The sequence below is a fragment of the Pseudomonas sp. YY-1 genome (assembly GCF_002843095.1).
Lineage (GTDB): Bacteria > Pseudomonadota > Gammaproteobacteria > Pseudomonadales > Pseudomonadaceae > Aquipseudomonas > Aquipseudomonas sediminis_A.
Window position 1 is genome coordinate 256,560 of record NZ_PJLX01000005.1, and the last position, 26,540, is coordinate 283,099.

The window sequence follows — 26,540 nt, forward strand, 5'->3', positions numbered from 1 at the left end:
GTGGGATGTACGCAGGTAGGAGCGAGCTCTGCTCGCGAAGCGTTCGAGGTATGAGCCTTCGCGAATAGTGCTCGCTCCTACAGCCGATTAATCGCTGACCGCTCGTAGGGTGCGCCGTGCGCACCTTGGTTCACCAGCGCGCACTGTTCACCCTGCGGATCGTCCTCAGCCGTTGATCAACTCACGCGCCGCCTGGCGGTGATCGGCGATCAGCTGCGCCACATCGAGTCCTTCGATCTGCCCATCGATAACGCGCCAGGTGCCGCCGATCATCATCCGGTCGGCGCGGTCGGCGCCGCACAGCAGCAGTGCGGAGAGTGGATCGTGGCTGCCGGAGAAGCGCAGCTCGTCGAGCTTGAACAGCGCCAGGTCGGCCTGCTTGCCCACCGCCAGCTCACCGATGTCGCTGCGCCCCAGCAGTTTCGCCGAGCCCTTGCTGGCCCAGCCAAGCACGCGCTGCGGGGTGATCTGCTCGGCGCCGTAGCGCAGGCGCTGGATGTACAGCGCCTGGCGCGCCTCGAGGATCATGTTCGAGGCATCGTTGGAGGCGGAGCCATCGACGCCCAGGCCCAGCGGCGCGCCGGCGGCTTCCAGCTCGACGCTGGGGCAGATGCCCGAAGCCAGGCGCATGTTGGAGCTGGGGCAATGACAGATGCCGGTGCCGGCAGCGCCCAGGCGGGTGATTTCGTCGGGGTTGAAATGGATGCCATGGGCCAGCCAGGTGCGTGGGCCGAGCCAGCCGACGCTGTCCAGGTAATCCACGGTGCGCAGGCCAAAGCGCTGCAGGCAGAAGTCTTCCTCGTCGAGGGTTTCGGCCAGGTGGGTATGCAGGCGCACGTCTAGCTCCTCGGCCAGTTCGGCGCTCTGGCGCATGATTTCCTGAGTCACCGAGAAGGGCGAGCAGGGCGCCAGGGCGATCTGGATCTGCGCCCCGTCGCCGCGCTCATGGTACTGGCCGATCAGGCGCTGGCTGTCCGCCAGGATCACCTCACCCTGCTGCACCGTTTGCTGCGGCGGCAGCCCGCCGTCCGCTTCGCCCAGGCTCATCGAACCGCGGGTGAGCATGGCGCGCATACCCAGTTCGCGTACCGCTTCGACCTGCACATCGATCGCGTTCTCCAGGCCGCCGGGGAACAGGTAATGATGATCGGCGGTCGTGCTGCAGCCGGACAGCAGCAGTTCGGCCAGCGCCACCTTGCTGGCCAGGGCGAGCTTCCCGGGAGTGAGGCGTGCCCAGACTGGGTAGAGCGTCTTCAGCCAGGGGAACAGCGGCTGGTTGACCACCGGCGCCCAGGCGCGTGTGAGGGTCTGGTAGAAGTGATGGTGGGTATTGATCAGGCCCGGCAGCACCACGTGCTCGCGTGCGTCGAACACTTGCTGGCAGGGAGCGGCAGGTTGCTGGCCGGCGCCGAGCACTTCGGCGATGCGGCCATCCTCGATCACCAGGCCGCCGGAAGCGTCCAGGTCATTGGCGGTGAAGATGGCGAGGGGGTTCTTGATCCAGATACGGGTAGCTGCCATGAGCAGGCTCCTCTGAGGTTGATGTCAGGTAAGCCAGCTCAGTGTTGACCCTGTCTGCTGATCCAGGTGCGTCGGAAATGACGTGCGCGGAAGATAGCTGACTCTGAAGTCAGGGGCAACAAGCCTGTCGCGGCTAAAGCCCCTCCCACAATGCGATATGACACCTGTAGGCGGGCTTTTGTGGGAGGGGCTTCAGCCGCGACTCTCCCAAGCTCAGAGCCATACCGAATCCCACAATGGATAATCGCCTACCCGGTTGACTAAACCAGCCCTCAGGGGATTGGCGACGATGTAACGTGCGGCGGGCAGAACATCCTCTTCCCGGCGCAGCGCTCGGTCATGAAAACCATCCTGCCAGAGCTTTCCCTGACGATCGACCAACGCGTTGATTCGCTTGGCGCTGCGTCCCTTGATGCGCCGCATCAGGTCGCTGATCGAGCCTTGCTGCAGTGCAATCAGCCAGTGAAGGTGATCCGGCATGAGCACCCAGGCCAATGATTCGGCCAGACCTTCTTGCTGGGCAGTTTTCAGTTCCGCGACGACGAGTCGACCCACAGTGAGGTTCGAAAACAGCATTTCGCGGTTTTCGGTCGTTGCGGTGAGTAGATAGATGCGCTGCGTTTCCGAGAAACGGCCAGCACGCAAGCAGGCTGAGTGGGGCATTCCTTTGCCTCCTGATTGGGGTGTGGCTGAAGGTATAGCCGAAAAAGGCTTGTCGCGGCTAAAGCCCCTCCCACAGTGCGATATGACACCTGTAGGCGGGCTTTTGTGGGAGGGGCTTCAGCCGCGACTAATAACTGTCGAACCTCAATGCCCCGGCTGCCAAGGCTGGCCCAGCGACACTGGCGCATACAGCCGGGTCTTGATCGCATCACGTGAGAGCAGTACCAGCACCACGATGGTGGCCACATAAGGCAGCATGGCCAGCAGGTTCGACGGGATTGATAGGCCGATGCCCTGCGCCACCAGGTGGAGGATGCTGGCCAGGCCGAACAGGTAGGCGCCGAGCAGCACACGGAATACGCGCCAACTGGCGAACACCACCAGCGCCAGGGCGATCCAGCCGCGGCCGGCGGTCATGTTTTCCGCCCACATCGGCGTGTAGGCCAGCGACAGGTAACCGCCCGCCAGACCAGCCATGGCGCCGCCGAACAGCACCGCCAGGGTACGCACGCGCAGCACCGGCAGGCCCATGGCGCTGGCAGCGTCCGGGTTCTCGCCGACGGCCTGGATGATCAGGCCGATGCGGCTTTTCAGCAGCACCCAGGCCACCAGCGCGAACAGGGCGAAGGACAGGTAGATCAGCACGTCCTGGGCGAACAACATGCGACCGATCAGCGGAATATCGGACAGCAGCGGAATGACGATGGGCTCGAAGCCGGACAGCGGTTTGCCGACCCAGGCGGCACCGACGAAGGTGGAAAGACCCACGCCGAAGATGGTCAGGGCCAGGCCGGTGGCTACCTGGTTGGCGTTGAAGCCCAGCGCCACAGCGGCGAACAGCAGCGACAGCAGCATGCCGGCGGCAATCGCCAGCAACACGCCCAGCCACAGGCTGCCGGTGCTGAAGGCGACGATGAAACCGATCACCGCGCCGAACAGCATCATGCCTTCCTGGCCGAGGTTGAGCACGCCGCTCTTCTCGCACACCAGCTCGCCCAGGGCCACCAGTAGCAGCGGCGTGCCGGTGCGCGCCATGGCGTAGAAAATATTGGTCAACAGATCGAGATCCATGGGGATTCCTTTGTGTATAGCTTTGTAGGCGCGAGGGGGACGCCCAATTCTTGCTCGCGATCAGTGTCGCCAAGGATCGCGAGCAAGCTCGCTCCTACAGGTTCTTTGTCAGGCCATGGCCTCGGTGTTGTTTTTGGCGCCGCGCTTCGCCCATTTCCACTTCAGCCGTGGCCGGTAGAAGATCAGCACGTCACAGGCCAGCAGGTAGAACAGCATCATTCCCTGAAACAGCTGGGTGATCGCCTGCGGCAGGTTGAGGTTCATCTGCGCGTTCTCGCCGCCCAGGTACAGTAGCGCCATCAACAGGCTGGCAAACAGAATGCCGAGCGGATTGAGACGGCCGAGAAAGGCCACAGTGATCGCCGCGTAGCCGTAGCCGGGCGAGACCTGCGGTACCAGTTGGCCAATCGGCCCGGCCACTTCGCCGACGCCGGCCATGCCGGCCAGCGCGCCGCTGACCAGCAGGGCGAACCACACCAGGCGCTTCTCGCGAAAGCCGACGAAACCGGCGGCGCGCTTGTCCAGGCCGAGCACCTTGATCTGAAAACCGAGAAAGCTCTTGTGCAGCAGTACCCACACCGCCACCAGAGCCAGCAGCGCCAGGTACAGGCCGCCGTGCAGGCGCCCGTCCTCGCTGACCAGCGGCAGGCGGCTGGCATCGCCGAACATGGCCGACTCAGGGAAGTTGAAACCAGCCGGGTCCTTCAGCGGGCCATGCACGAAGAACAGCAGCAGGTTCAGCGCGATGTAGTTGAGCATGATGCTGGTAAGGATTTCGTTGGCGTTGAACTGGGTGCGCAGCCAGGCGGTTAGCCCGGCCCAGGCCGCACCGGCAGCGGTGCCGGCCAGCACCACCCAGGCCAGTGCCCAGCGGCTTTCCCAGTCGATCAGTTGCAAGGCCATGGCACTGCCGGCCAGGGCGCCGATCAGCAACTGGCCTTCGGCGCCGATGTTCCAGATGCGCGCCTGGTAGGCCACCGCCAGGCCCAGGGCGCACAGCAGGATCGGCAGTGCCTTGACCAGCAGCTCAGACACGCCGTACCAGTCGCTGACCGGGGCGATCAGCAGGGTGTGCAGGGTTTCCAGCGGGTCATGGCCGAGCAGAGTGAACAGCAGCATGCCGCTCACCAGCGTCAGTACGGCGGCCAGCAGCGGCGACAGCCAGAGCATGGGGCGCGACTCTTGGCCGCGCGGTTCCAGGGATAACAGCATGACGGGCTCCGTCAGCAGGCCGCAGCAGCGGCGGGTTGATAGAACTCACCGGCCATCCAGCGGCCGACTTCCACGGTGGACACCTGAGCCGTCTCGGCCAGCGGCGACAGCCGCCCGCTGCACAGTGCGCCGATGCGGTCGCTGATCTGGAACAGCTCGTCGAGGTCTTCGGAGATCACCAGGATCGCCGCGCCGGCATCGCGCAGGGCGATCAGCGCGCGGTGGATGGCCGCAGCGGCGCCAACGTCCACGCCCCAGGTCGGATGCGCGGCCACCAGCAGTTTCGGGTTCTGCAGAATCTCGCGGCCAAGGATGAACTTCTGCAGATTGCCGCCGGACAGGCTGCGCGCGGCGGTGTCGGCATCTGGCGTTTTCACCGCGAAGCGCTGGATGATCTGCTCGGCCAGCGCGCGCACCTTGCCGCGCTGCACCAGGCCACCCTTGACCAGGCCCTGACCGAAGGCAGTGAGCAGGGCGTTGTCCACCAGGCTCATCTCCGGCACCGCGCCATGGCCGAGGCGCTCGGCGGGCACGAAAGCCAGACCCAGCCCGCGCCGTGCATCCGGATGCAGATTGGCTACCGGTTTGGCATCCAGGCTGACTCGCTCGCGTTCGCCACGGGGCAGGCGGGTTTCGCCGCTGAGCAGGGCAAGCAGCTCGTCCTGGCCATTGCCGGCCACGCCTGCGATACCGACGATCTCGCCACTGCGTACTTCCAGACGAATACGCTCCAGCGAGCAGCCGAAGGGATCGGGGTTGTGCCAGCTGAGGTCATCGACGCGCAGCCGTGGCAGGCCGCCGCTGACTTTCGGGTAACTGCTTTCCAGCCCCTCGGCGTCGCCGACCATCAGTCGCGCCAGCTCCAGGTCGCTGCATTCTGCCGGTACGCAATGGCCGGACACCCGCCCGCCGCGCAGCACCGTGGCGCTCTGGCACAGCGCGCGCACTTCGCCGAGCTTGTGGCTAATGAAGAGGATGCTGCAGCCTTCGACGGCCAGGCGGCGCAGGGTGACGAACAGCTCTTCGGCCTCCTGCGGGGTGAGTACCGAGGTGGGCTCGTCGAGGATCAGCAGTTTGATGTCCTGCATCAGGCAGCGCACGATCTCCACTCGCTGGCGTTCGCCGATGGACAGGCTGTGCACCAGACGCGTCGGCTCCAGCGCCATGCCGTAGCGCTGCGATACCTCGCGAATTTTCGGCTCCAGCTGCTTCGGCGTGCCGGCCTCCGCGCCCATGGCCAGGGCGATGTTCTCGGCCACGGTCAGCGTCTCGAACAGCGAGAAATGCTGGAACACCATGCCGATGCCCAGACCGCGCGCCATGGCCGGGTCGCGCATCTTCAAGGCCTGACCCTGCCAGTGAATCTCGCCGCTGCTGGGCTGAGTGACGCCGTAGATGATCTTCATCAGCGTGCTCTTGCCGGCGCCGTTCTCGCCGAGCAGGGCGCGGATCTCGCCGGGGGCGATGGCCAGGTCGATACGGTCGTTGGCCAGACAGCCGGGGTACTGCTTGCTGATGGCAGTGAGCTGCAAGCGGGGGGAGTCGGGTGAGGCAGACATGGAAAGCGCTCATGGTGATAACTGAGCGGGGTTAAAGCAAAAACTTGGCCAGGGAGTCAGAAAATGTGCTGGCACGAGGTTCGCCCACTGCTACGAGTGTTTTAGTGCCCACTATTGGTGCTCGCCTCTGCGTGCGCAGCGAAAGGCGCACCTTATTCGCGCGCTCGCGGTTATAGCGGCTACGACGTTATGGGTGACGCTCGTGTAGGAGCGGCTTCAGCCGCGATTCGTAACCCCAAAGCCTCGACGCCTGGGCTTGGCGACCTTCTGGCGGAGGTCACCTGGATTCAGCACCGCGATACCCAAGTTGTGTGGTCATGAGGGTTTTGACTGCGCTCAATCCACCCTACAACTGCGCTGCCTGTATTCGAGCGTCAGATAAAAATGCCCATCACAGCCAGTATCCACAGCAAGGAGCAGGGAATGATGAACAGCAGGTTCTGGCCGCTGATCCGTGCATTGCTCTGCCCATCCTCATCACCGCTGGCCTGGTTGGCTTGTCGCTGGATCTGCGCCAGAGGAAAGGCTGGCGCCATTACGCAGCCGAGCAATAGCAGCAGGTCGAGAGCGCCGTTCTGGATATCCACGCGTGACAGGCCATTGCTGGCGAAGAGCAGCAGGACATAGAGCCAGGCGGTGCCCGAGTAATCCCATGATCCCAGACCCTGGCGCTGCTGGTGCTCGCTGATCAGGCGGCACAGCGAGTGGGTGTAGAAAATCTGAAAGAGTGAACGTGCCGCCGGCATGATGTGTTTCGGCAGCATCGTGGCGCGCTGACTGTCCCACTGCTTGTAGAACCAGTAGAGGGAGTACAGGCCGAAGGTGGCGAAATTCAGCAGGTAGAGTTTGTTCTCTGAGGTGACGAAGAAGGCGTTACGAGAGGGCGATTGTTCGTCCAGCAGCTCGGCTTTGGGAGGCTGATACAGGTTGTCCATTGACCTGGTTCCGATTGACGGTGGTGGGAGGCTCGCATCCGGCGAGTGTTTGAAGCACGCAGAGTATACGGACTCTCTGCCTAAGCACGCTGGCGAAATGGCGTTGGCCTATCCGGCCCGGTAGAAACGCTGGGCGTCGCACTCTCGCCCTCACGCTGGTGCCTGGGAGCTATCGTCTTAAGCCGCTATGCGCGTGCGAGTTGGCGTCGCATTTCAATGAGCTGATGTTCGCCCACGATTTCAACTTCCTTGATGAACTCAAACCCGAATTTTTCGTAATAGCCTTTCAGGTGGCTGTGAGCATGAAGTTCAATGGAGGTGGCGCCTATCTCTTGCGCATGCTGCATCAATGCCTGGACAACGGCCGACGCAACTCCCGCGCTCCGATAAGCCTCACTGACCGCCACCCTGGCCAGGGTAGAAGCCCCGTCTTCTCTCAGTGTTAGGCGGGCCGTGGCAATTGGCTCACCCTGTTCTATCGCCAGCGCATGGTAGGACTCTTCATCCAGTCCATCGAGGTCCAGCTCCGCAGGAATCCGTTGTTCACATGTGAAGACCTGATAGCGGATACCTTGAGCCAGGCGGATCAACGCTGGGTCATTACCGATGTTTACTTCCATCGTTATTCTTCTCCAACACAATTGCACGGCCTGCCTGGTGGCAGGCCGATATCCAGCGCTGAGGCTTACCAGGGCAGCGCATTGCCCTCGAAGTCGAGATAGCGCAGGCCGGGTTGGCCGACGGCGGCGCTGACCTGTCGGACCATGCCCTTGCAACTGCTGTCGATATCCAGCGGCGCGTCGGCGCCGCCCATGTCGGTGCGTACCCAGCCCGGGTGCATGAGCAGCACGCCGAGCTTTGGGTTGTCCTGAGTACGTACGAAGCACTGCGCGAGGTGGTTGAGCGCGGCCTTGCTGGCGCCATACAGCGGCATGCCCAGGCCGGCGCCGGTCTCGATGCTGCCGAGGATCGAACTCATGAATACGATCAGCCCGTGCCCGGCGGCCAGCTGCGGCAGCAGGCGCTCGGCCACGCGTAGCGGGGCGACGGCGTTGGTCAGAAACAGCTGACCCATTTCCTCGGCGCTGGCCTGGGCAGTGCTGTGGTGGTCGGGACCGGCAACGCCAGCGTTGACGAAGATGACGTCGAACTGCTGGCCGCTCAGGCGCTTGGCCAACTGTTCGAGGCTGTCTGGATCGGTCATCTCCAGTTGCTCGACACGTACGCCGGGCAGTGCCTGCAGCGGCGCTTGTTGCGCAGCGCTGCGCACGGTAGCGGTCACGGCCCAGCCCTGGGCAGCGAATTCACCGGCCAGACCAAGGCCGAGGCCGCGCGAGGCACCGATGATCAGGATGGATCGGGAGGCAGTCATGTCAGGCTCCATGAGAGATGAGAACGGTGAGTCAGGATAGCGCACTTATTCCGTCAACCAGGCGCCCTGGCTACGGCCATGGCCGGTCTGCTGGTCGTACTGCCGCTCCTGTTCGGCATGTCGCTGCAGGATGGCATTGGCGCGCTGGTTGGCCTGCTGTTGCAGCTCGGCGCAACTGGGGTATTCGGGCGTTTGCAGCAGGGCGGCGTCGATCTCGGCGGCGGCAGCCTGGCCGATGCGGTAATGGCCCAGCTCATGCTCGCGCAGTGCATTCAGGTACTGTTCGAAACGCTGGCGCTGCTGCGCGTCGCCACCGCCCAGGCGGGGCAGGGTGACGGTGGCGTTCAGCTGGGTGCGGGTGAGGTCGATCTGGCAGCGACCGTCGCGTTGCTCGCGCCACCAGAAATTCCATTGCACCTGCCAACGGGTGTAGGCGTGGTAGATCTGGCCGTTCTGGCGAATCGGCGAGGCCTGGTCGATGGCGCGGCTGAGGGACTCGCCAGACGCCACCTGCAGGTCGTAGTACTGCTCCTGCAACTGCTCCTGGACTTCGGCCAGGGCCGGCAGGGCCAGCCATAGCAGCGGCAGCAGTGCAGTAGTCGTCCGCTTCATGGCGCCCTCAGGCTTTCGCGGCCGCGGCTGATATCGCCCAGCAAGCGCTCCATCGCGGCGCGCTCGGCCGGCGCTACGGCCAGGTGCAGGCATGCGCCGGTGGCGTCGTAGTCCTCGCGCTCGATCAGGCTGTCGAAGTCGTTCAGGCGTGCCTTGAACAGCGATAGTTCGGCGAACTGCAAATGGCAGGTGAAGGCCTGGCGCACGATCAGTTCGCGGCGCTCGCCGGCCTGCAGGCATTTGGCGGCGCTGCCGCCGTAGGCGCGGGCCAGGCCGCCGGTGCCGAGCTGGATGCCGCCGTACCAGCGGATCACCAGCACCACCACCTGGTCACAGTCCTGCCCTTCGATGGCGGCGAGGATGGGCCGCCCAGCGGTGCCGCCGGGTTCGCCGTCATCATTGAAACGGTACTGATTGCCGACCTTCCACGCCCAGCAGTTGTGCGAGGCCGCCAGGTCGCTGTGGCTGTCGATGAAGGCTTGCGCCTCGGCTGCGTTGCTGATTGGCGCGGCGAGGGCGAGGAAGCGGCTCTTGCGGATTTCCTCGCGGTACTCGCAAGGGCCGAGCAGGGTAGTGGGCATGGCACGCGGGTCTGCAAACGAAAACGCCCGCCAGTATAAGCCGGGCGGGCGTCATTTCATGCGGCGCGGGTTCAGGCGCCGATCACGCCGCCGTCGTTACGGCGAACCACCACCACCGAGGAGCGTGGGCGCATGCCCGGCTGATGGTCGGGGAAGCTCGAGTCGCCGTCTTCCCCCGGATGCTGCACGCCGATGAACAGCGCGCGGTGATCGGGGCTGAAGGCCACACCGGTAATCTCGCAGCCCCTGGGGCCGACCAGGAAACGACGAATCTCGCCGCTGACCGGGTCGGCGCAGAGCATCTGGTTGTTGCCCATGCCGGCGAAGTCGCCGCTATTGCCATAGTTGCCGTCCGTCTGGATCCACAACCGGCCATCCTGGTCGAAGGCCAGCCCGTCCGGGCTGTTGAACATGTTGTCGGCGTTGACGTTGGCCGACCCGGCGTTGGCGCTGCCGGGGTGCACCACCGGGTTGCCGGCGACCACGAACAGATCCCAGTCAAAACGCTCGGCGGCGGCGTCGTCAGCCGCTTCGCGCCAGCGCAGAATCTGCCCGTAGAGGTTGTTGGCGCGCGGGTTGGCGCCGTCCACCGGCTGACCTTCGCTGCCACGCTGCACATTGTTGGTCAGGGTGCAGTAGACCTGGCCGTCCTGCGGGCTGACGGCGATCCATTCCGGGCGGTCCATGCGGGTTGCGCCCACATGGCTGCCGGCAGCGCGGGCGCGAATCAGCACATCGCCCTGGTCGCTGAAGCCGTTTTCCGGGGTCAGGCCATTGTGGCCGAAGCCCAGTTTGATCCAGCGGCCGGAGCCACGCGGCTGCTGCGCGTCGCCATCCAGTTGGGCCACGTACAGATCGCCATGATCGAGCAAGTGACGGTTGGCCTTGGGGTTGCGCTTGTCGAGATGGTCACGGCTGACGAATTTGTAGATGAACTCACCGCGCTCATCATCGCCCATGTACACCACCACACGGCCATCGCGGCTGAGGGTGATGGCCGCATTCTCGTGCTTGAAGCGGCCCAGCGCGGTGCGTTTGATCGGCTTGGATGCGGGATCGAAGGGATCGATTTCGGTGACCCAGCCGTGGCGGTTCAGCTCGTTGGGGGTGCGGGCGATATCGAAGCGCTCATCGAACAGGTGCCAGCGGTTGTCGCTGGCACCTTCGAGTTTGACGCTGTAGCGCTTTTGCGCAGGCGTCAGTTGCAGCGCGGCATCGGTGCTGCCAAAGCAGTCACTGAAGTTCTCTTCGCAGGTCAGGTAGGTGCCCCAGGGCGTCATGCCGTTGGCGCAGTTCTGAAAGGTGCCGAGCACTTCGATACCGGCAGGATCAGCGGCGGTCTTCATCGATGCATGGCCGCGCGCCGGGCCGCTGACTTCCATGGGCAGGTTGGCGTGGATGCGGCGGTTGTAAGGCGAGCCCTGGACGAACTGCCAGGCGCCCCCAGTATCGCGTTTGACCTCGATGACGGTGACACCCACGGCAGCTTGCGCCTTGCGCACATCGTCCAACGACTGCGGCGGCTTGCCGTGTGCCAGCAGGTAGGGGTAGTTGCAGTATTCGTTGTTGATCGCCATCAGCGCACGGTTGGCGTCGCCCGGCCAGGGGAAGAAGCTCATGCCGTCGTTGTTCTCGCCGAACTGGCCAAGCTGCTCCTTGGCGCTGTGGCTGCCGTCGCCGCGATAGGGGGTGGAGTCGGCATGCAGCGGCTGGCCCCAGCTGATCAGCACGTCGAAGCTATAGCCTGGCGGCAGGGTGATGGTGTCCGCCGTGGTCGCGGCGATGTTGTCGAAACCCAGCAGCGGGGCGGCGCTGATGGCATTGGCCAGTGCCGTACGGCCCAGCGGGGTTCCAGCAAGGAACAGGGCGGCACCTGCCAGGGCGCCGGTACCGATGAAGCGGCGGCGGCTCAGTACCAGGCGCTGCAGGTCCGTCAGATCATGGTTATCCATCAGGCATGTCTCCTCCAGAAATGGAGGGCAGCCTAGTGCGCGGATGTGACGAATCTATGAAGCTTTTTTGGCGGGCGTCAGGCCGCAGCCCTTGAGAATGATCTGCACCAGTTGATCGGCAGCTTCCTCGAAGTCCTGCTTGGTCAGGCGCGAGCTCTGCTTCACACGGCAGATCTGCGAGGCGAAGTCCGCATAGTGTTGGGTGCTGCTCCACAGCAGGAAGATCAGGTGGATCGGGTCGACCGGGTCCATCTTGCCGGCGGCGATCCAACCTTCGAACACGGCGGCACGGCCACGGAACCAGTCCAGGTAGTTCTGGTTGAAGTACTGCGACAGGCAGTCGCCACCGCTGATCACTTCCATGGCGAAGATGCGCGAAGCCTTCGGCTGGCGCCGGGAAAATTCCATCTTGGCGCGGATGTAATGCTCCAGCGCCTCGGCCGGATCGTCGTCGACCGTGAGGTTGTTGAAGGTGCTGTCCCACAGCTCGAGGATATTGCTCAGCACCGCCAGGTACAGCCCCAGCTTGTTGTTGAAGTAGTAGTGCAGGTTGGCCTTGGGCAGGCCCACGTTCTGCGCGATGGTGTTCATGCTGGTGCCCTTGAAACCGTGCCGGGCGAATTCTTCCTCGGCAGCCTTGATGATGGCTTCTTCGTTCTTCTGGCGGATGCGTCCGGCGGGCTTGTCGTTGGCGCTGTGGGCGGGGACTTCGAAGGTCATGAGGCGATTCCGGACTGATCAGGGAGCGGGGCGTTTGCACAGATACCCCAGCACCGCCTGGGTGACAAGTATTACGGCGTGAAAAAGCCCGTTTGCGTCGGCTGCGTCACCCCAGGCCGGCCGTGAGCGGGTCTCGCTGACGGCCACGCGGGTCATACCTTGAAGTTGGCAATCAGGCTGTGCAGGTTGCGGGTCATGCCGGTCAGCTCGTCGCTGACGTTCACCGTGCTCTGCGCTTCATGGGCGTTGCTGTCGCTGAGGCTCTTGATCTCCAGGGTGTTCTGCTCGACGCCCTGAACCACCGCAGCCTGCTGCTCGGCGGCCGAGGCGATCTGGATGTTGTGGTCGATGATCTGATCCATGCTGCCGGTGATCTGCTCGAAGATGTTCGCCGTCAGGGTGATCTGCTCGACGCTCTGCGCCGCGCTCTGGTGGCTGCCACGAATGGTCTTCACCGCGCTGCCGACCTGCTGGCGCAGGCGGGCGATGGTCTGGTCGATCTCGCCGGTCAGCTCGTGAGAGCGGATCGCCAGGCTGCGCACTTCGTCGGCCACCACGGCAAAGCCGCGGCCCTGTTCGCCGGCGCGCGCGGCCTCGATGGCGGCGTTGAGGGCGAGCAGGTTGGTCTGCTCGGCGACGCTCTTGATCAGGTCGACGGCCTTGGCGATCTCTTCACTTTCCTTTTCTACCGAGGTGATGGCACCGATGGAGTCGTCCATCTCGCTGAACAGCTGGTTGATGCGCGACACGGCGTGATCGACCTGCACGCGGCCTTCGCGGCATTTCTCGCCCGCGGTATTGGCCTTGTCGGCCGTCACGTGGGAGTTCTGGCTGACCTCCTGAACATTGCTGACCAGCTCGCTCATCGAGGTGGCGATCAGCTCCAGTTCATTGGCCTGACGCTCGACGCTGCGCTGGCTGGTGGAGGCGCTGTCGCTGACGCTCTGCGCCTTGTCCAGGGTGGTTTCGGAGAAGCGTGCGACCTGCGCGATCAGTTCGCTCATGCGCGTCTGCATCTCGTTGAAGTCCTTGGCCAGGTCGCCCAGCTCGTCACGCGCAGCGGTCTTCACGCTTTGACGCAGGTCACCTTCGGCCATGCGTCGGGTGGCATTGGTCAGGTCGCGAATGGCGCCGCGCACTGACAGGTAGAAACCGACGAACAGGTACACCAGCAAGGCGATCACCACTAGCAGGGTGCCAGCCCACAGCACCAGTTCGCGCAGGTTGGCGTCGGTGCGAGCCTGCAGCAGTCCGGCAGTTTCCTCCAGCAGCAGGCTCGCGGCCTTTTCCAGCTCGGCTGCCTGCGGCGCATAGGATTCGTAGCGCTGCAGCCAGTGTTCCACCGCGTTCTGGTCGAAGTAGCCGCTCCGGGTATAGATATCGACGATCTCGCGCTTGTATTGCTCGGCGGCATCTCGCGCGGCGCTCGTCATCAACTGCTGGGCCTCGGCGTTGCCCTTGGCCTCGATGCCGCCGGCGTAGCGTTGCAGGGTGCTGAGCTGGTTGGTGATGGCCGAACGCGACGAGGATTCGAGGAAGCCGTAGGCAGTCATGTAGCCAGCATAGGTGCGGGTCTGGGTCAGCACTTCGTACAGCGGCAGCAGTTGATTGAGCAGCAGGTCTACGTTGCGGTAGATGCGCGGGTTGCTGTCCTGGCTCAACTTGGACAAGGCGGCGATCTCGCGCATGTTGGCGCTCAGGTCATGCACCGAGCTGACGTGCTCGATCATTTGCGAGCTCAGGCCCTGTGTCGAGAGTTTCCTGTCCATGCTGAAGCCAGGGTCGCTTTCGGCGAGCTTCATGTCAGCGAACACGCCGCTATCGAGGCTGGCATTGAGTTCCGCGATGGCCGCGACGAAGCTCTGGCTGCGGCGCTCGATCTCCTGCTTGGCGTCGTCCTTGTTACGCGCATAGCCGATCACATGCATGCCGGCCTGCTCCAGGGCCTGGCGATACACCGGCAGGTAGTGCTCGATGGTCTGCAGGCCTTGTAGCTCGTGCTGCGACTGCTCCAGCGTGGCGTTGACGTCGAGCAGCTTGCTCACGGATAGCCAGCAGTAGGGCAGCATGAACACAGTAAAGATCAGCAGGAACTTGTGGGCGTAACGCGCGCGGTTCATCAACGCCAGAACCGGTTTGAAGAAGAACATCATGAGCCTCGAGAACCAGGAGTAACGACAGCCGAGTGGCCGGCCATGCGAAGGGCGTAAGCGCAGTGCGATCATCGCTCTGGCGATTTGCCAGCAAGAAACTTGCCGTCATTAATATGGCGACATGATATCGGCGTTCTGCGCCGGTAAGTCTGATTTCGACTGGGTTGTTCGGGCGCGACAGGGACTAAGGGTTGCCCGTTATTGGTGCTAGGGCGCTTTTTTGGTGCGCGGTCAGGCTTCGGCCAGGGCTTCCAGAAAGCTCTCCAGCACCAGGTGCGCGCGACGCCCCTTGCGCGTGACCGCAGCCAGGTTGATGTCGTAGAAGCGGCTGCTGGCCTTGAGTGCGCGCAGGCGGCCCTGCTGCACCCAGGCCTGGGCATAGTGGTCCGGCAGATAGCCGATGTAGCGCCCGGTGAGAATAAGGAAGGCCATGCCTTCGCGATCCGAGGCGCTGGCCGTGCAGTTCAGTGCCTGATAGTGGCTCTGCACCTCGGGGGGCACGCGGAAGGTTGGGGCGATGGCCTCCTGAGCGTTGAGACGTTGGTCTTCAAGCTGCTGGTCATCGACATAGAACAGCGGGTGGCCGACCGCGCAGTAGAGCAGCGAGCGCTCGTCGTACAGCGCCTGGTATTCCAGACCGGAGAGGGCGCCTACCTGCGGCACCACGCCGATATGCAGGCGGCCGTCGAGCACGCCCTGTTCCACCTCTGACGGCGGCGTCATGCGAATATTGATGCGCACGTCCGGCCCCTGCACCTTGAGGCGCGCCAGGGCGTTGGTGATGCGCATGTGCGGGATGGTCACCAGATTGTCGGTCAGGCCGATGTTCAGCTCGCCACGCAGGTGCTGGTGCAGGCCGTTGACCTCGGTGCGAAAGCTCTCCAGCGCCGCCAGCAGTTGCAGGGTGCTCTGGTACACCTCGCGACCTTCCTCGGTGAGGGCGAAGCCGGCGCGCCCGCGCTGGCACAGGCGCAGGCCGAGGCGTTGCTCCAGGTCGCTCATCTGCTGGCTGATGGCCGAGCGACCGATGCCCAGAGCGCTTTCCGCCGCAGAAAAACCGCCACATTCCACCACGCTGCGAAACAGTTTGAGCAGGCGGATTTCAAAGTCGCTGACCTGGGCCAGCGGATCGGGACGGCGGCTGCTCATTTGTTTAGTAGGCCTTGAACTGAAGATAAGAAGAGTACTGTTTTACTGACTCTATGCCCGTGGCACATTTCCGTGCAACCACCCTGTAGGAGCGAGCTCTGCTCGCGAACGAGCATTTGCAAGGCAGCTTCGCGAGCAGAGCTCGCTCCTACACCGAATTGCCTGCCCGAACGAGGCCACCCCGATGAACATGCCGCAGACCGCAACCCCGTCCCTGGCCAGCCAGCTCAAGCTGGATGCGCACTGGATGCCGTTCTCCGCCAACCGTAACTTCCAGCGCGACCCGCGTCTGATCGTCGGCGCCGAAGGCAGCTGGCTGACCGACGACCAGGGCCGTAAGGTCTACGACAGCCTGTCCGGTCTGTGGACCTGCGGCGCCGGCCACTCGCGCAAGGAAATCCAGGAGGCCGTGGCCAAGCAGCTCGGCACCCTCGACTATTCGCCGGGCTTCCAGTACGGCCACCCCCTGTCGTTCAAGCTGGCCGAGCAGGTCGCTGACCTGATGCCGGGCGACCTCAATCACGTGTTCTTCACCGGCTCCGGCTCCGAGTGCGCCGACACCGCGGTGAAGATGGCCAAGGCCTACTGGCGCCTCAAAGGCCAGGCCTCCAAGACCCGCTTCATCGGTCGTGCCCGTGGCTACCACGGCGTCAACATCGCTGGTACCGCGCTGGGCGGCATCGGTGGCAACCGCAAGATGTACGGCCAACTGATGGACGCCGACCACCTGCCGCACACCCTGCAGCCGGGCATGGCCTTCACCAAGGGCATGGCCGAAACTGGCGGCGTGGAGCTGGCCAACGAACTGCTCAAACTGATCGAGCTGCACGACGCTTCCAACATCGCCGCGGTGATCGTCGAGCCGATGTCCGGCTCGGCCGGTGCCATCGTGCCGCCGGTGGGCTACCTGCAGCGCCTGCGCGAAATCTGCACCCAGCACAACATCCTGCTGATCTTCGACGAAGTCATTACCGGCTTCGGTCGCATGGGCAAGTGGAGCGGCGCGGAGTTCTTCGGCGTGACCCCGGACCTGATGAACGTCGCCAAGCAGATCACCAACGGCGCCATTCCGCTGGGTGCGGTGATCGCCAGCAGCGAGATCTACAACACCTTCATGCAGCAGCCGTCGCCGGAGCACATGATCGAGTTCACCCACGGCTACACCTACTCGGCGCACCCGGTGGCCTGCGCCGCCGGTCTGGCGACGCTGGAGCTGCTCAAACGCGAGAACCTGATCCAGCAGTCCGCCGAGCTGGCGCCGAAGTTCGAGGCAGCGCTGCACGGCCTGAAGGGCACCAAGCACATCATCGATATCCGCAACTGCGGCCTGGCTGGCGCCCTGCAGATCGCCCCGCGTGACGGTGACGCGGTGATCCGTCCGTTCGAGGCCGGCATGGCCCTGTGGAAGGCCGGTTTCTACGTGCGCTTCGGTGGCGACACCCTGCAGTTCGGCCCAACCTTCAACGCCAAGATCGAAGACCTCGACCGCGTCTTCAATGCCGTCGGCGATGTACTGAACAAACTCGATTGATTCCTGTGGGAGGGGCTTTAGCCGCGACGCTCATTCAGTCGCGGCTGAAGCCCCTCCCACCAACCTGACTTTGGAGATCCCCATGAGCCACATTCCGCACCTGATCAACGGCGAACGCGTTGCCGGCAACGGTCGCAGCGCCCCGGTGTACAACCCATCCACCGGCGACTCCACCAGCGCCGTCGGCCTGGCTGATCGCGCCACCATGCAACTGGCCATTGATGCCGCCAAGGCTGCCTTCCCGGCCTGGCGCAACACCCCGCCGGCCAAGCGTGCGCAGATCATGTTCCGCTTCAAGCAACTGCTGGAGCAGAACGAGAACGAAATCGCCGCGCTGATCAGCGCCGAGCACGGCAAGACCATCGAAGACGCCGTCGGCGAACTCAAGCGCGGCATCGAGAACGTCGAGTTTGCCTGCGCCGCCCCGGAAATCCTCAAGGGCGAGTACAGCCGCAACGTCGGCCCGAACATCGACGCCTGGACCGATCTGCAACCCATTGGCGTCGTGGCAGGCATCACCCCGTTCAACTTCCCGGCCATGGTGCCGCTGTGGATGTACCCGCTGGCCATCGTCTGCGGCAACTGCTTCATCTTGAAGCCGTCCGAGCGTGACCCGAGCTCCACCCTGTTCATCGCCGAACTGCTGAACCAGGCCGGCCTGCCCAAGGGCGTGCTGAACGTGGTCAACGGCGACAAGGACGCGGTCGATGCGCTGATCGAAGCGCCCGAGGTCAAGGCCCTGAGCTTCGTCGGCTCGACCCCGATCGCCGAATACATCTATAGCGAAGGCACCAAGCGCGGCAAGCGCGTGCAGGCTCTCGGCGGCGCCAAGAACCACGCAGTGTTGATGCCCGATGCCGACCTGGACAACGCCGTCAGCGCACTGATGGGCGCGGCCTACGGCTCCTGCGGCGAGCGCTGCATGGCCATCTCCGTGGCCGTGTGCGTGGGCGACCAGATCGCCGATGCGCTGGTCGAGAAGATCGTCCCGCAGATCCAGGCACTGAAAATCGGTGCCGGTACCTCCTGCGGCCTGGACATGGGCCCGCTGGTCACCGCCGCTGCGCGCGACAAGGTCAAGGGCTACATCGACGCCGGGGTCGAGCAGGGCGCCAAGCTGGTGGTCGACGGCCGTGATCTGGTGGTCGCTGGCAACGAGAACGGTTACTTCGTCGGCGGTACCCTGTTCGACAAGGTGACACCGGAGATGACCATCTACACCGACGAAATCTTCGGCCCGGTGCTGTGCATCGTCCGCGTCGGCAGCCTGGAAGAAGCCATGCAACTGATCAACGATCACGAGTACGGCAACGGCACCTGCATCTTCACCCGCGACGGTGAAGCCGCGCGCCTGTTCTGCGACGAGATCGAAGTCGGCATGGTCGGCGTCAACGTACCGCTGCCGGTACCGGTTGCTTACCACAGCTTCGGCGGCTGGAAGCGTTCGCTGTTCGGCGACCTGCATGCTTACGGCCCGGATGGCGTGCGCTTCTACACCCGCAAGAAGGCCATCACCCAGCGCTGGCCGGCACGCAAGAGCCACGAAGCGGCGCAGTTCGCCTTCCCCAGCAATGGCTGAGTGAGCTGATGCTCTGAACGAAAAGGCCGATCACTTGATCGGCCTTTTTGTTGTCAGGCGGCGCGTTGCTCGTTGCAAGCAGCGCTCAGCTGGAGACGCCATTCACTGCGCCTGATCGATGGCCTCCTGCAGACGCTGGGTGTTCGCCGCATTGGCCTGGTCGATCTGCTGCTTGAGCTGCTCCATTTGCTGCTGAGCCTGTTTGGCCTGCTCAGCCTGGAGTGTCGCCGTGGTGGCTGTCTCACCGGCGCCGCAGCCGCTCAAGATGAGTAACAGGGAAAACGTGCAGAAACGGCGCAGATGCATCATGGGGGCCTCGGGCAAGCTGGTGCGATGAACAATAGATTGGCGCATTTCTGTCGATTTGTTTGTGCCGACCGCCGCAAACCGAAAGCGCTGACTCGAGCACGCCATGCGATTCGTTGCATATCTCCAACCCCCGACCTCTGGTAAAACAGCCAGCAGTAGAAATGGAGATGCACGATGACCGAGCCATTCATGCTGGATCTACACACCTACCTCGGGCGCCTGGGTTACTCGTCGGCGCCGCCGCCGAGCCTCGACACCCTGCGCGAGCTGCAGGCGCGACACACTGCCGAATTCCCCTTCGAAACCCTGGCCAGCATGCTGCGCGTGCCGGTGGAGGTCGAACCCGCCGCGATTCAGGACAAGCTGTTACGCCAGGGCCGTGGCGGTTACTGCTTTGAACTCAACCGCCTGTACCTGCTGCTGTTGCAGGCGCTGGGCTTCGACGCGCGCGGGCTGACCGGCCGCGTAGTGATGGGTGGCCCGGAAGACGCCCTGCCGGCGCGCACCCATATGCTGGTGCTGGTGACCATCGATGGCGTGCGCTACATCAGCGACGTCGGCTTCGGCGGCATGGTGCCGACCGGCCCACTGCTACTCGATAGCGAGGCAGAGCAGGCCACACCGCATGAGCCCTATCGCCTGACGCTGGCGGGCGGCACCTACACCCTGCGCGCACTGGTCGCCGGCAGCTGGCGGGCGATGTACGTGTTCGATCTGCAGCTGGTGGCGGATATCGATTATGTGGTGGGTAACTGGTACGTGTGCACCCACCCGGATTCGCCCTTCCTTGGTCAGATGATCGCCGCCCGCACCGGGCCAGGCCTGCGCAAGACGCTGAACAATGGAAGCTTCGCCATTCACCGCCTGGGGCAGGCGAGTGAGCGGGTGCAGTTGCAGAGTGTCGATGAGGTGCTCAGGGTATTGCGTGAGGAGTTTGGGATTCGGGTGCCGGAGCATCCTGAGCTACGGCAGATCATCGAGCGGTTGATTGCGGGGGCCTGAAGGCAAGGCCGCTGGTATCGCCACGCTCTTGTAGGAGGGGCTTTAGCCGCGACCCGAAGCCACCCAAATCTGTAGGAGCGGCTTCAGCCGCGAAAATCTCGGAAGTCTTGAAGGCACGCTGAGATTACTGATGGACCGCGATCAGTTCCCCTCTCCCATTTATGGGAGAGGGGCTAGGGGAGAGGGTGCTCTTGGTTTTTGTACTCCGACGCTGCAAATTCGTTGTCTGAAATTACGGTTTCGCCCTTACGGCGACTCACTTTTTTCAAACGCCAAAAAAGTAAGCAAAAACGCTGTGCCCCACCATCCGGGTCTCGCTTCGCTCGACTTCCCTCACTCCATCATTGCTCCGAGGGCCCGACCTAGGCGGCCCCCCGACGAAGGGCCATCCCTGGCCCATCGCGGCTCTCGCGGCATCCATGCCGCTCAACCCTCTACACAACGATTCCATTCGGCCTCCTGAAGGGGCGTTTGGCGGCGTCTGATCGTTCTCTGCAGGGTTACCAGAAGCCAAGCCGTAGGCCCGATGTAAGCCGCGGCATTTCCGCAGTTGATTCCATAAATCTGGCAGGCGACGCGATCCCTGATCCCGTCAGGAGGCCGAGTGGAGGTGCTGTGGAGAGGGGCGTTTGGCATGGATGCCAAACGAGGAGCGATGGGCCAGGGATGGCCCACCGTGACGACCCTCGGAGCAGCGCCGGAGCGAGGGAAGTTTCGCGAAGCGAAACCCGGATGCCGGGCGCGCTTTCTCTTTGGTTACTTTCTCTTTCGCGCGAGCAAAGAGAAAGTGACTCGCCGTAAGGGCGAAAAGCGTCGTGTCAGAATGGCGTATATCTTGTGAGGCACCTTGGTGCACAACGTTTCTCAACGCTGCTGGTATCTCAGATTACTTACTCATGAGTAAAAACTTATGGTCGTTTTCAGCTGATCCGCAAAGTCGTAAATTTCGTCCAGTGAGCCGATTGGGTGGCGCGTCTCGTTTTTCTCTTGATCAAAAATGCCGATGTATTTTTGCACTCTATTGAAGTGAAGGCGGCAGATAGGTTTTCGGTTGTTATCGTCCAGCAAAATGCCAAAGTAGCTTTGAGTGTCACGCTGTACAATCCGCTTTGAGTCTACAACCGAGCGGACGATTGCCTTGACTATGTGATAACCCTCAAGTTCTTCTAGGGTGGTTATCACCTTATCTTCTGCCGATTCACTCTGTTGTTCTGCTGGTGCCTCAGTAGGTGTTGATGCAGTAGAGGCATAACTAGGTTGGATTGCTCCACTCATTGCAGATTTCAAACGATCATTTATCTGGTCGCTCAAGAATTGAGCAACTGCTTTGCGGGTCAGTTCCGTGAATTGCTCGCGTACTTTCTGTGTAATCATGCCGTCGTAAACGCGCGATGCAAAAAATTTAACAAAATCATCTTCCGGCTTGCTGAACTGCGCGGCAATTTCCTTTTTAATCTGGCTGACATACTTGAGTTCGCCAGCAGAGTTGATGATGGATTCTACGTCGAAGGCGGATTTCGTGAGTTTTATCAGTTCTGGTACTGCGTGTTCATCTATGTCAAGCAAATCCAGCTCAAGGAAAGGCTTTTCATCCATTTTGTTAGGCGCGTCAAGGTCGGTGAAGAATTTGTATACTTGGCCGTTAGTGAGGATTGAAATGCGCGCATTGGTGACGTGAAAATAACGAAATAGTTGAGAGGCATGGTTGATGTTCAAGGGTTCGCCAATTTTCTTACATTCAACCAGAATTTGAACTTCGCCATCTTTCAATATTGCGTAGTCAATTTTTTCGCCTTTCTTCGTGCCTACGTCGCAGACGAACTCTGGAGTTACTTCTGTCGGGTCAAATACGTCATATCCCAGTACGGTGTTTATGAACGGCATTACGAACGCATTTTTTGTGGCTTCTTCTGTTTTGATGGCCGCGCCTTGTTGGCGAATTTTAGATGCGAGACTGTTCAGTTTTTCAAAGAATTCCATATCTTTCACCTTCTTGTGTTAAACCCTTGTGTTGGGCGAAACGATGTCTACCAACATTAGCTGCAAAGCTATCTCCCCGCCTTCCGATTTCGTACATACAGCGCCTCTCCCCCCGAAGCACTGCTGCCCCGCACCTGCAGTTCAAACCGTTTCGACTGCCCCTTGATCAAGTCGCTGAGCTTCTTGAAACCATATAGCCGGGCATCGAATGCTGGACGCAGTTTGCTGATGTTCGAGCCGAGGGCGCCGAGCTGAATCCAGCCGTCTTCGTCGTTGCTGTCGTCGATGACCTTGGCGATAAAGTCCACCGGTACTTTCTGTGCTTTCGGCTTGGCGGGCACTTTGGCCGGTTCGGCGGATGTGGTCTCGCCTGCGACGGCTTTGGTCTTGTCGTCATTGCTGAGCGGTTCTTCCGCTGCCTTGGCTGCGTCGGCACGAAGGATTTCGGTATAGATGAACTTGTCGCAGGCAGAGACGAAGGGGGAAGGTGTTTTCTCCTCGCCGAATCCATAGACAGTCAGCCCCTCCTCACGAAGACGTGCTGCCAGCCGCGTGAAGTCGCTGTCGCTGGAAACCAGGCAAAAGCCTTCAAAGCGTCGTGTATAGAGCAGGTCCATCGCGTCGATAATCAGCGAGCTGTCGGTGGCGTTCTTGCCCTTGGTGTAAGCGAATTGCTGGATCGGCTGGATGGAGTGGTCGAGCAGCACTTTCTTCCAACTGCCGAGGTTGGGCTGCGTCCAGTCGCCATAGATGCGTTTGACGCTGGCGACGCCGTACTTGGCTATTTCTTCGAAAAGGCCTTCGACGATAGCGGCGGGGGCGTTGTCCGCGTCGATCAAAACAGCGAAGTGCTTTTGCTGGCGGGCGGTGTTGGGTTTGCTGGCCATGGTGCGTCCTTGCTGGGCGATGGATCGACATTACTGCGAATAATGGCGTTGCGCCATAGTCCATCAGTCGATCCATTGACCTGGCTCACTCACCGGCCTGGGTGAGTGAGCCGTGGTGCAATCAGGCCAGTGCAGTGCGCTGCCTGCCTTCCACTCGGCGTTTCAACGCCGCACCTTCGACGATCTCCAGCCCGCCGCCCTGGGCGCGGGCGGAGCGGCCCCAGTCTTCCAGCAGTTCCATGCAGGCATGATCGATATAGCTGACCCGTGCCAGGCTCAGGTGCAGGCGTGTGCCCGGTTCGACGCTGGCCAGCAGCTTGGCCAGTTGTGGCACGCGCAGGAAGGTGGCGGCGCCGCTCATGCGCAGTTCGGCGCTGTTCGGGCCGGTGGGCACCAGCTTCGCGCGCAGGCGCGAGGCGCTCCACACCAGTTTCAGTAAGGTCAGGCCAAAGCCCACCAGCACGCCGGTCAGCAGGTCGGTGAAGACGATGCACAGCGCCGTGGCGATATAGATGAACACAGGGGCGCGGCCGTATTGGCCGAGGTTGCGCATGGCTTTGGGGTCGACCAGTTTGCAGCCGGTGTACACCAGCACCGCGCCGAGGCTGGCCACCGGGATGCTCTGCAGTACGACAGGCAGCAGAGCGCCAGGGCCAGTAGCCAGGCGCCGTGGAGGATGGTCGAGGCGCGACCGCGAGCACCGGCCTGGACGTTGGCCGAGCTGCGTACGATCACCCCGGTCATCGGCAGGGCGCCGACCGCACCGCAAAGAATGTTGCCGATGCCCTGGGCGGACAGTTCGCGGTTGAAGCGCGCACGCGGGACATCATGCATGCGGTCGACAGCGGCGGCAGACAGCAGCGTCTCGGCGCTGGCGATAAAGGCCAGCGCCAGTGCCGCGATCAACAGTTGCGGATCGGCCAGGCTGGCCAAGCCCTGCGGGGTAATCCAGTCGATGGCATCGCCGAGGTTGGCTGGCAGCTCCACGTGCTTGACCGGTAACGCGAGCCACAGGCTGGTCAGGGTGGCGAGCGTCACCCCGACCAGCGCGCCAGGCAGAAAGCGCAGCGGCGCTGGGCGATAACGCTCCCACAGCCAGATGCTGGCGATGGTGCCGAGGCCTACTGCACCGGCGATCATGGCGTTGCTGCCGAGCAGGCTTAGTGCATCACGCACGGCAGTAGGGAAGGCCAGCAGGTTGTCGAGGCCGGAAGCCTTGGGCGCAGCGTCGATCATCACGTGCACCTGCGACAGCACGATAAGGATGCCGATGCCGGCGAGCATGCCGTAGACCACAGCTGGCGCGGTGACGCGAAACCAGCTCCCCAGGCGCAAGGTGCCAGCGACCAGCTGAATCAGGCCGGCGAGCAGCAACACCGGACCGAGTGCGGCCATGCCGTGGGTGCGCACCAGTTCGAACACCAGCACGGCCAGTCCTGCCGCTGGGCCGCTGACCTGCAGCGGCGCGCCAGCGATGAAGCCGACTACCAGACCGCCGATGATGCCGGTGATCAGGCCCTTGGCCGGCGGCATGCCGGAGGCGATGGCGATGCCCATGCACAGCGGCAGGGCGACGAGAAAGACCACCACGGACGCCAGCGCGTCCCGTGGCAGTGTGCGAAATACATTCATGGGTTTGTCTCTCCTTGCTCAACGCGTGGGCAAAAGCAGCCCGTGCCCTCGCCATCAGTCGGCGCAGGCTCAGGGAAATGGGTGGATCAGGCGCTGGCGTAGCGCGGTTGCGGGGTGGCGCAGGGCTGCTCGTCGCCATCAAGTGCAAGGAAGTTGCCCGAAGCGGCGTCGTAGGCGCGGATGCCGCCACTGTCTATGTCGTAGACCCAGCCATGGATGTGCAGTTGGCCGCTGGCCAGACGGGCGGCGACGGAAGGGTGAGTGCGCAGGTGGTCGAGCTGGGCCACCACGTTCTCCTCGGTCAGCACGCCGAGGGTTTCATGGGCGCTGCCACAATTGCAGTTGTCCGCCACCACGCTGCGCGCCACCTCGGCATGGCGCAGCCAGGCGCGTACCGTGGGCATGCCGTCAAGGCTGGCCGGGTTGAGCACGGCCTTCATCGCACCGCAGTCGGAATGGCCGCAGACGATGATGTGTTGCACGCCGAGCGCCAGCACGGCGTACTCGATGGCCGTGGAAACGCCACCGTTCATCTGCCCGTAGGGAGGCACCACGTTACCCACGTTGCGGGTGACGAACAGGGTGCCGGGGTCGCTCTGGGTGATCAGCTCCGGCACGATGCGCGAGTCTGCGCAGGTGATGAACATCGCGCTGGGTGACTGCGCCGAGGCCAGACGCTTGAACAGCGCCTGCTGCTGCGGGTAGACCTCCTGGCGAAAACGGCGAAAGCCCTGCACCAACTGGTGCAGGGCGGCCTGGGCTTGGTCCTTGGCAACGGGGCGCAGGGTCTTGCCGGTTCGGGAAGCGGTTGAGTTCATCGTTGCATCTCCTGTGATGTCCGTCGGTGACGTTCTCGACTGCCAGCCAAACGCCCGTGACCGGCTGGTCACTTCCGGGGCAACGATAAAGATTCTTACTTAATCAAAACTGAACGAGAGGCTCTAAAACGCCACTATTGGCCAGTTGCCCGATGCGCTGCGAGAACCACTGCTCGCCTTCATGGCCGCCTGCTTGTCAGGCAGCGCGGTGCTAAGCATCATGCCGACTCGTTTCATCGCCAGGGAAGGTTATCCATGCGCATGCCCGTGTTGCTCGCTCTGTGCCTGTCGCCGCTCGTTGCGGCCGCAGAAGGTACGCTCACTGCTACCGTCGTTCACGCCGATTTCTCACAGGCACCGGAGGTGCGTCTGCTGGTGCGCGTGCTGGACGAGGCTTTCGGTACCGATCAGGAGTCCATCGTCAGTAAATGTCCGGTGGCCAAAGAGCCGGGAGAACGCCTGGCGCCGAACAGTTGTTTCGAGGTGAGCATCGACGAGGACAGCGGTCCTCAGCAGCCGATCTACCAGACGTTGCTGGCCAAACCGGAACGTGCCAGTGACCCGATCTATCTGGAGCTGGTCTATCGCACCCAGCTGCAGCCGCATCAAGACGACTTTTACAGCCGGCCCACGGCACGTTTGCGGGTCGAGACCAATGGCTTCTACAACTGGAACGCCGAGATGCCTCTGGCGTTGCCGCAGAACGTGATGGCGCTGGGCGGGATCAGTGCGTTGGTGTTGGGTGATGCCGATGCGCTGCTCAATGCGGCCTACCGCGAGCGCCAGAGGCAGCTATCGGACGAGGCGGGTACGGCACTGCGCCAGGCGCAGCGTAACTGGATCGCGATGCGTGATGCCGAATGCAAACCCTATGGCGAGGACCAGCCCTATTCGGTGTTCGGCGAATTCAGCTACGACTGCATGGTGCGCCTGACGCTCGACCGCGCCCGCCAACTGGCCGTGGTGCGTGGTGATCAGAGTTGATCAGTGCTCGCCCTTCATCGCGCCGCTGAGGCCGAACATCAGCACCAGCAGGTTGGCGTCCGGGTTGGCTGCGGGCTGTACCTGCTTGCGCAAAGGCGCGGTTGGACAGGGTTCCACAGCGGTGCAGGCTTGCGCTTCCAGTACGCGTGGGCCGGGCTCCTGCCAGGCTGCGGCGGCGATTGCCGTTACGCTGAGTGCGAGGCCAAGGAACAAACCTCGTGCTATTTCTAATTTCATTTTGCTAACCCCTTGAAAGCGCTGCCAAACGCTGTTCGCTAAACCTAGATCACCCATTGCCTTGTCGTCGTCTCATGCGAC

General features: G+C 62.8%; 23 protein-coding genes and 2 pseudogenes. 4 read left to right on the forward strand and 21 right to left on the reverse strand.

Features of this window, described 5'->3' with window-relative positions:
- Window positions 1-165 precede the first annotated feature (165 nt).
- From CXP40_RS09810 to CXP40_RS09875, 15 genes and pseudogenes are all read right to left on the reverse strand, one after another.
- Window positions 166-1,521: an 8-oxoguanine deaminase gene (locus CXP40_RS09810; protein ID WP_106733554.1), complete on the reverse strand. Its 1,356-nt coding sequence runs from the start codon at window positions 1,519-1,521 to the stop codon at window positions 166-168.
- 213 nt (window positions 1,522-1,734) lie between these two features.
- On the reverse strand, window positions 1,735-2,184 hold the full coding sequence (locus CXP40_RS09815; RefSeq protein ID WP_106733555.1) for a transposase: 450 nt from the start codon (window positions 2,182-2,184) through the stop codon (window positions 1,735-1,737).
- A 144-nt stretch (window positions 2,185-2,328) separates the two neighbouring features.
- Complete coding sequence (locus tag CXP40_RS09820) at window positions 2,329-3,255, reverse strand: ABC transporter permease (RefSeq protein WP_106733556.1); 927 nt, start codon at window positions 3,253-3,255, stop codon at window positions 2,329-2,331.
- A 108-nt stretch (window positions 3,256-3,363) separates the two neighbouring features.
- Complete coding sequence (locus CXP40_RS09825) at window positions 3,364-4,467, reverse strand: ABC transporter permease (RefSeq protein ID WP_106733557.1); 1,104 nt, start codon at window positions 4,465-4,467, stop codon at window positions 3,364-3,366.
- Window positions 4,468-4,478: 11 nt separating this feature from the next.
- Window positions 4,479-6,026, reverse strand: coding sequence for an ABC transporter ATP-binding protein (locus CXP40_RS09830; RefSeq protein WP_106733558.1), 1,548 nt, complete (start codon window positions 6,024-6,026; stop codon window positions 4,479-4,481).
- Window positions 6,027-6,400: 374 nt separating this feature from the next.
- Complete coding sequence (locus CXP40_RS09835; protein ID WP_106733559.1) at window positions 6,401-6,961, reverse strand: DUF4234 domain-containing protein; 561 nt, start codon at window positions 6,959-6,961, stop codon at window positions 6,401-6,403.
- A gap of 185 nt (window positions 6,962-7,146) precedes the next feature.
- A complete protein-coding gene (locus tag CXP40_RS09840; protein WP_106733560.1) occupies window positions 7,147-7,581 on the reverse strand; it encodes a GNAT family N-acetyltransferase in 435 nt (144 codons plus the stop codon).
- A 65-nt stretch (window positions 7,582-7,646) separates the two neighbouring features.
- Window positions 7,647-8,333: an SDR family oxidoreductase gene (locus CXP40_RS09845; RefSeq protein ID WP_106733561.1), complete on the reverse strand. Its 687-nt coding sequence runs from the start codon at window positions 8,331-8,333 to the stop codon at window positions 7,647-7,649.
- A gap of 45 nt (window positions 8,334-8,378) precedes the next feature.
- Window positions 8,379-8,945: a DUF922 domain-containing protein gene (locus CXP40_RS09850; protein ID WP_106733562.1), complete on the reverse strand. Its 567-nt coding sequence runs from the start codon at window positions 8,943-8,945 to the stop codon at window positions 8,379-8,381.
- Window positions 8,942-9,526: a YigZ family protein gene (locus CXP40_RS09855; protein ID WP_106733563.1), complete on the reverse strand. Its 585-nt coding sequence runs from the start codon at window positions 9,524-9,526 to the stop codon at window positions 8,942-8,944. The genes CXP40_RS09850 and CXP40_RS09855 overlap by 4 nt, the downstream gene beginning before the upstream one ends.
- Window positions 9,527-9,597: 71 nt before the next feature.
- Window positions 9,598-11,478: a PhoX family phosphatase gene (locus tag CXP40_RS09860; RefSeq protein ID WP_106733564.1), complete on the reverse strand. Its 1,881-nt coding sequence runs from the start codon at window positions 11,476-11,478 to the stop codon at window positions 9,598-9,600.
- A gap of 54 nt (window positions 11,479-11,532) precedes the next feature.
- On the reverse strand, window positions 11,533-12,198 hold the full coding sequence (locus CXP40_RS09865) for a TetR/AcrR family transcriptional regulator (protein WP_106733565.1): 666 nt from the start codon (window positions 12,196-12,198) through the stop codon (window positions 11,533-11,535).
- 152 nt (window positions 12,199-12,350) lie between these two features.
- Window positions 12,351-13,214, reverse strand: coding sequence for a methyl-accepting chemotaxis protein (locus CXP40_RS24235; RefSeq protein ID WP_371916946.1), 864 nt, complete (start codon window positions 13,212-13,214; stop codon window positions 12,351-12,353).
- Window positions 13,209-14,423: pseudogene (locus CXP40_RS24240) on the reverse strand (HAMP domain-containing protein); the annotation flags it as partial. The gene CXP40_RS24235 and the pseudogene CXP40_RS24240, both read right to left, overlap by 6 nt.
- A 159-nt stretch (window positions 14,424-14,582) precedes the next feature.
- Window positions 14,583-15,500: a LysR family transcriptional regulator gene (locus CXP40_RS09875; protein WP_106733567.1), complete on the reverse strand. Its 918-nt coding sequence runs from the start codon at window positions 15,498-15,500 to the stop codon at window positions 14,583-14,585.
- A gap of 184 nt (window positions 15,501-15,684) precedes the next feature.
- Here CXP40_RS09875 and CXP40_RS09880 point away from each other — a divergent pair, with 184 nt between their 5' ends.
- Both CXP40_RS09880 and CXP40_RS09885 read left to right on the forward strand, forming a co-directional pair.
- On the forward strand, window positions 15,685-17,031 hold the full coding sequence (locus tag CXP40_RS09880; RefSeq protein WP_106733568.1) for an aspartate aminotransferase family protein: 1,347 nt from the start codon (window positions 15,685-15,687) through the stop codon (window positions 17,029-17,031).
- 82 nt (window positions 17,032-17,113) lie between these two features.
- Complete coding sequence (locus tag CXP40_RS09885; protein WP_099526167.1) at window positions 17,114-18,610, forward strand: CoA-acylating methylmalonate-semialdehyde dehydrogenase; 1,497 nt, start codon at window positions 17,114-17,116, stop codon at window positions 18,608-18,610.
- A 102-nt stretch (window positions 18,611-18,712) separates the two neighbouring features.
- On the opposite strand, the gene CXP40_RS09890 is transcribed toward CXP40_RS09885, so the two are convergent.
- Window positions 18,713-18,919: a hypothetical protein gene (locus CXP40_RS09890; RefSeq protein ID WP_256579270.1), complete on the reverse strand. Its 207-nt coding sequence runs from the start codon at window positions 18,917-18,919 to the stop codon at window positions 18,713-18,715.
- A 174-nt stretch (window positions 18,920-19,093) separates the two neighbouring features.
- Between CXP40_RS09890 and CXP40_RS09895 the strand changes: the two genes are divergently transcribed.
- Window positions 19,094-19,921, forward strand: coding sequence for an arylamine N-acetyltransferase (locus tag CXP40_RS09895; protein WP_106733570.1), 828 nt, complete (start codon window positions 19,094-19,096; stop codon window positions 19,919-19,921).
- An 894-nt stretch (window positions 19,922-20,815) separates the two neighbouring features.
- On the opposite strand, the gene CXP40_RS09905 is transcribed toward CXP40_RS09895, so the two are convergent.
- The 4 genes and pseudogenes from CXP40_RS09905 to CXP40_RS09920 form a co-directional block, all read right to left on the reverse strand.
- Window positions 20,816-21,901, reverse strand: coding sequence for a type I restriction endonuclease (locus CXP40_RS09905; protein WP_106733572.1), 1,086 nt, complete (start codon window positions 21,899-21,901; stop codon window positions 20,816-20,818).
- Between the two features lie 68 nt (window positions 21,902-21,969).
- Window positions 21,970-22,788, reverse strand: a complete 819-nt coding sequence (locus CXP40_RS09910) for an NYN domain-containing protein (RefSeq protein WP_106733573.1) — start codon at window positions 22,786-22,788, stop codon at window positions 21,970-21,972.
- Window positions 22,789-22,909: 121 nt separating this feature from the next.
- Window positions 22,910-24,420, reverse strand: a pseudogene (locus CXP40_RS09915) (SulP family inorganic anion transporter).
- An 86-nt stretch (window positions 24,421-24,506) separates the two neighbouring features.
- Window positions 24,507-25,238: a carbonic anhydrase gene (locus CXP40_RS09920; RefSeq protein WP_305881998.1), complete on the reverse strand. Its 732-nt coding sequence runs from the start codon at window positions 25,236-25,238 to the stop codon at window positions 24,507-24,509.
- Window positions 25,239-25,493: 255 nt separating this feature from the next.
- On the opposite strand from CXP40_RS09920, the gene CXP40_RS09925 reads away from it, so the two are divergent.
- Window positions 25,494-26,222, forward strand: coding sequence for a lysozyme inhibitor LprI family protein (locus CXP40_RS09925; protein ID WP_106733574.1), 729 nt, complete (start codon window positions 25,494-25,496; stop codon window positions 26,220-26,222).
- Here CXP40_RS09925 and CXP40_RS09930 read toward each other — a convergent pair whose 3' ends face one another.
- Window positions 26,223-26,459, reverse strand: coding sequence for a hypothetical protein (locus CXP40_RS09930; protein WP_099526161.1), 237 nt, complete (start codon window positions 26,457-26,459; stop codon window positions 26,223-26,225).
- Window positions 26,460-26,540: the final 81 nt, after the last annotated feature.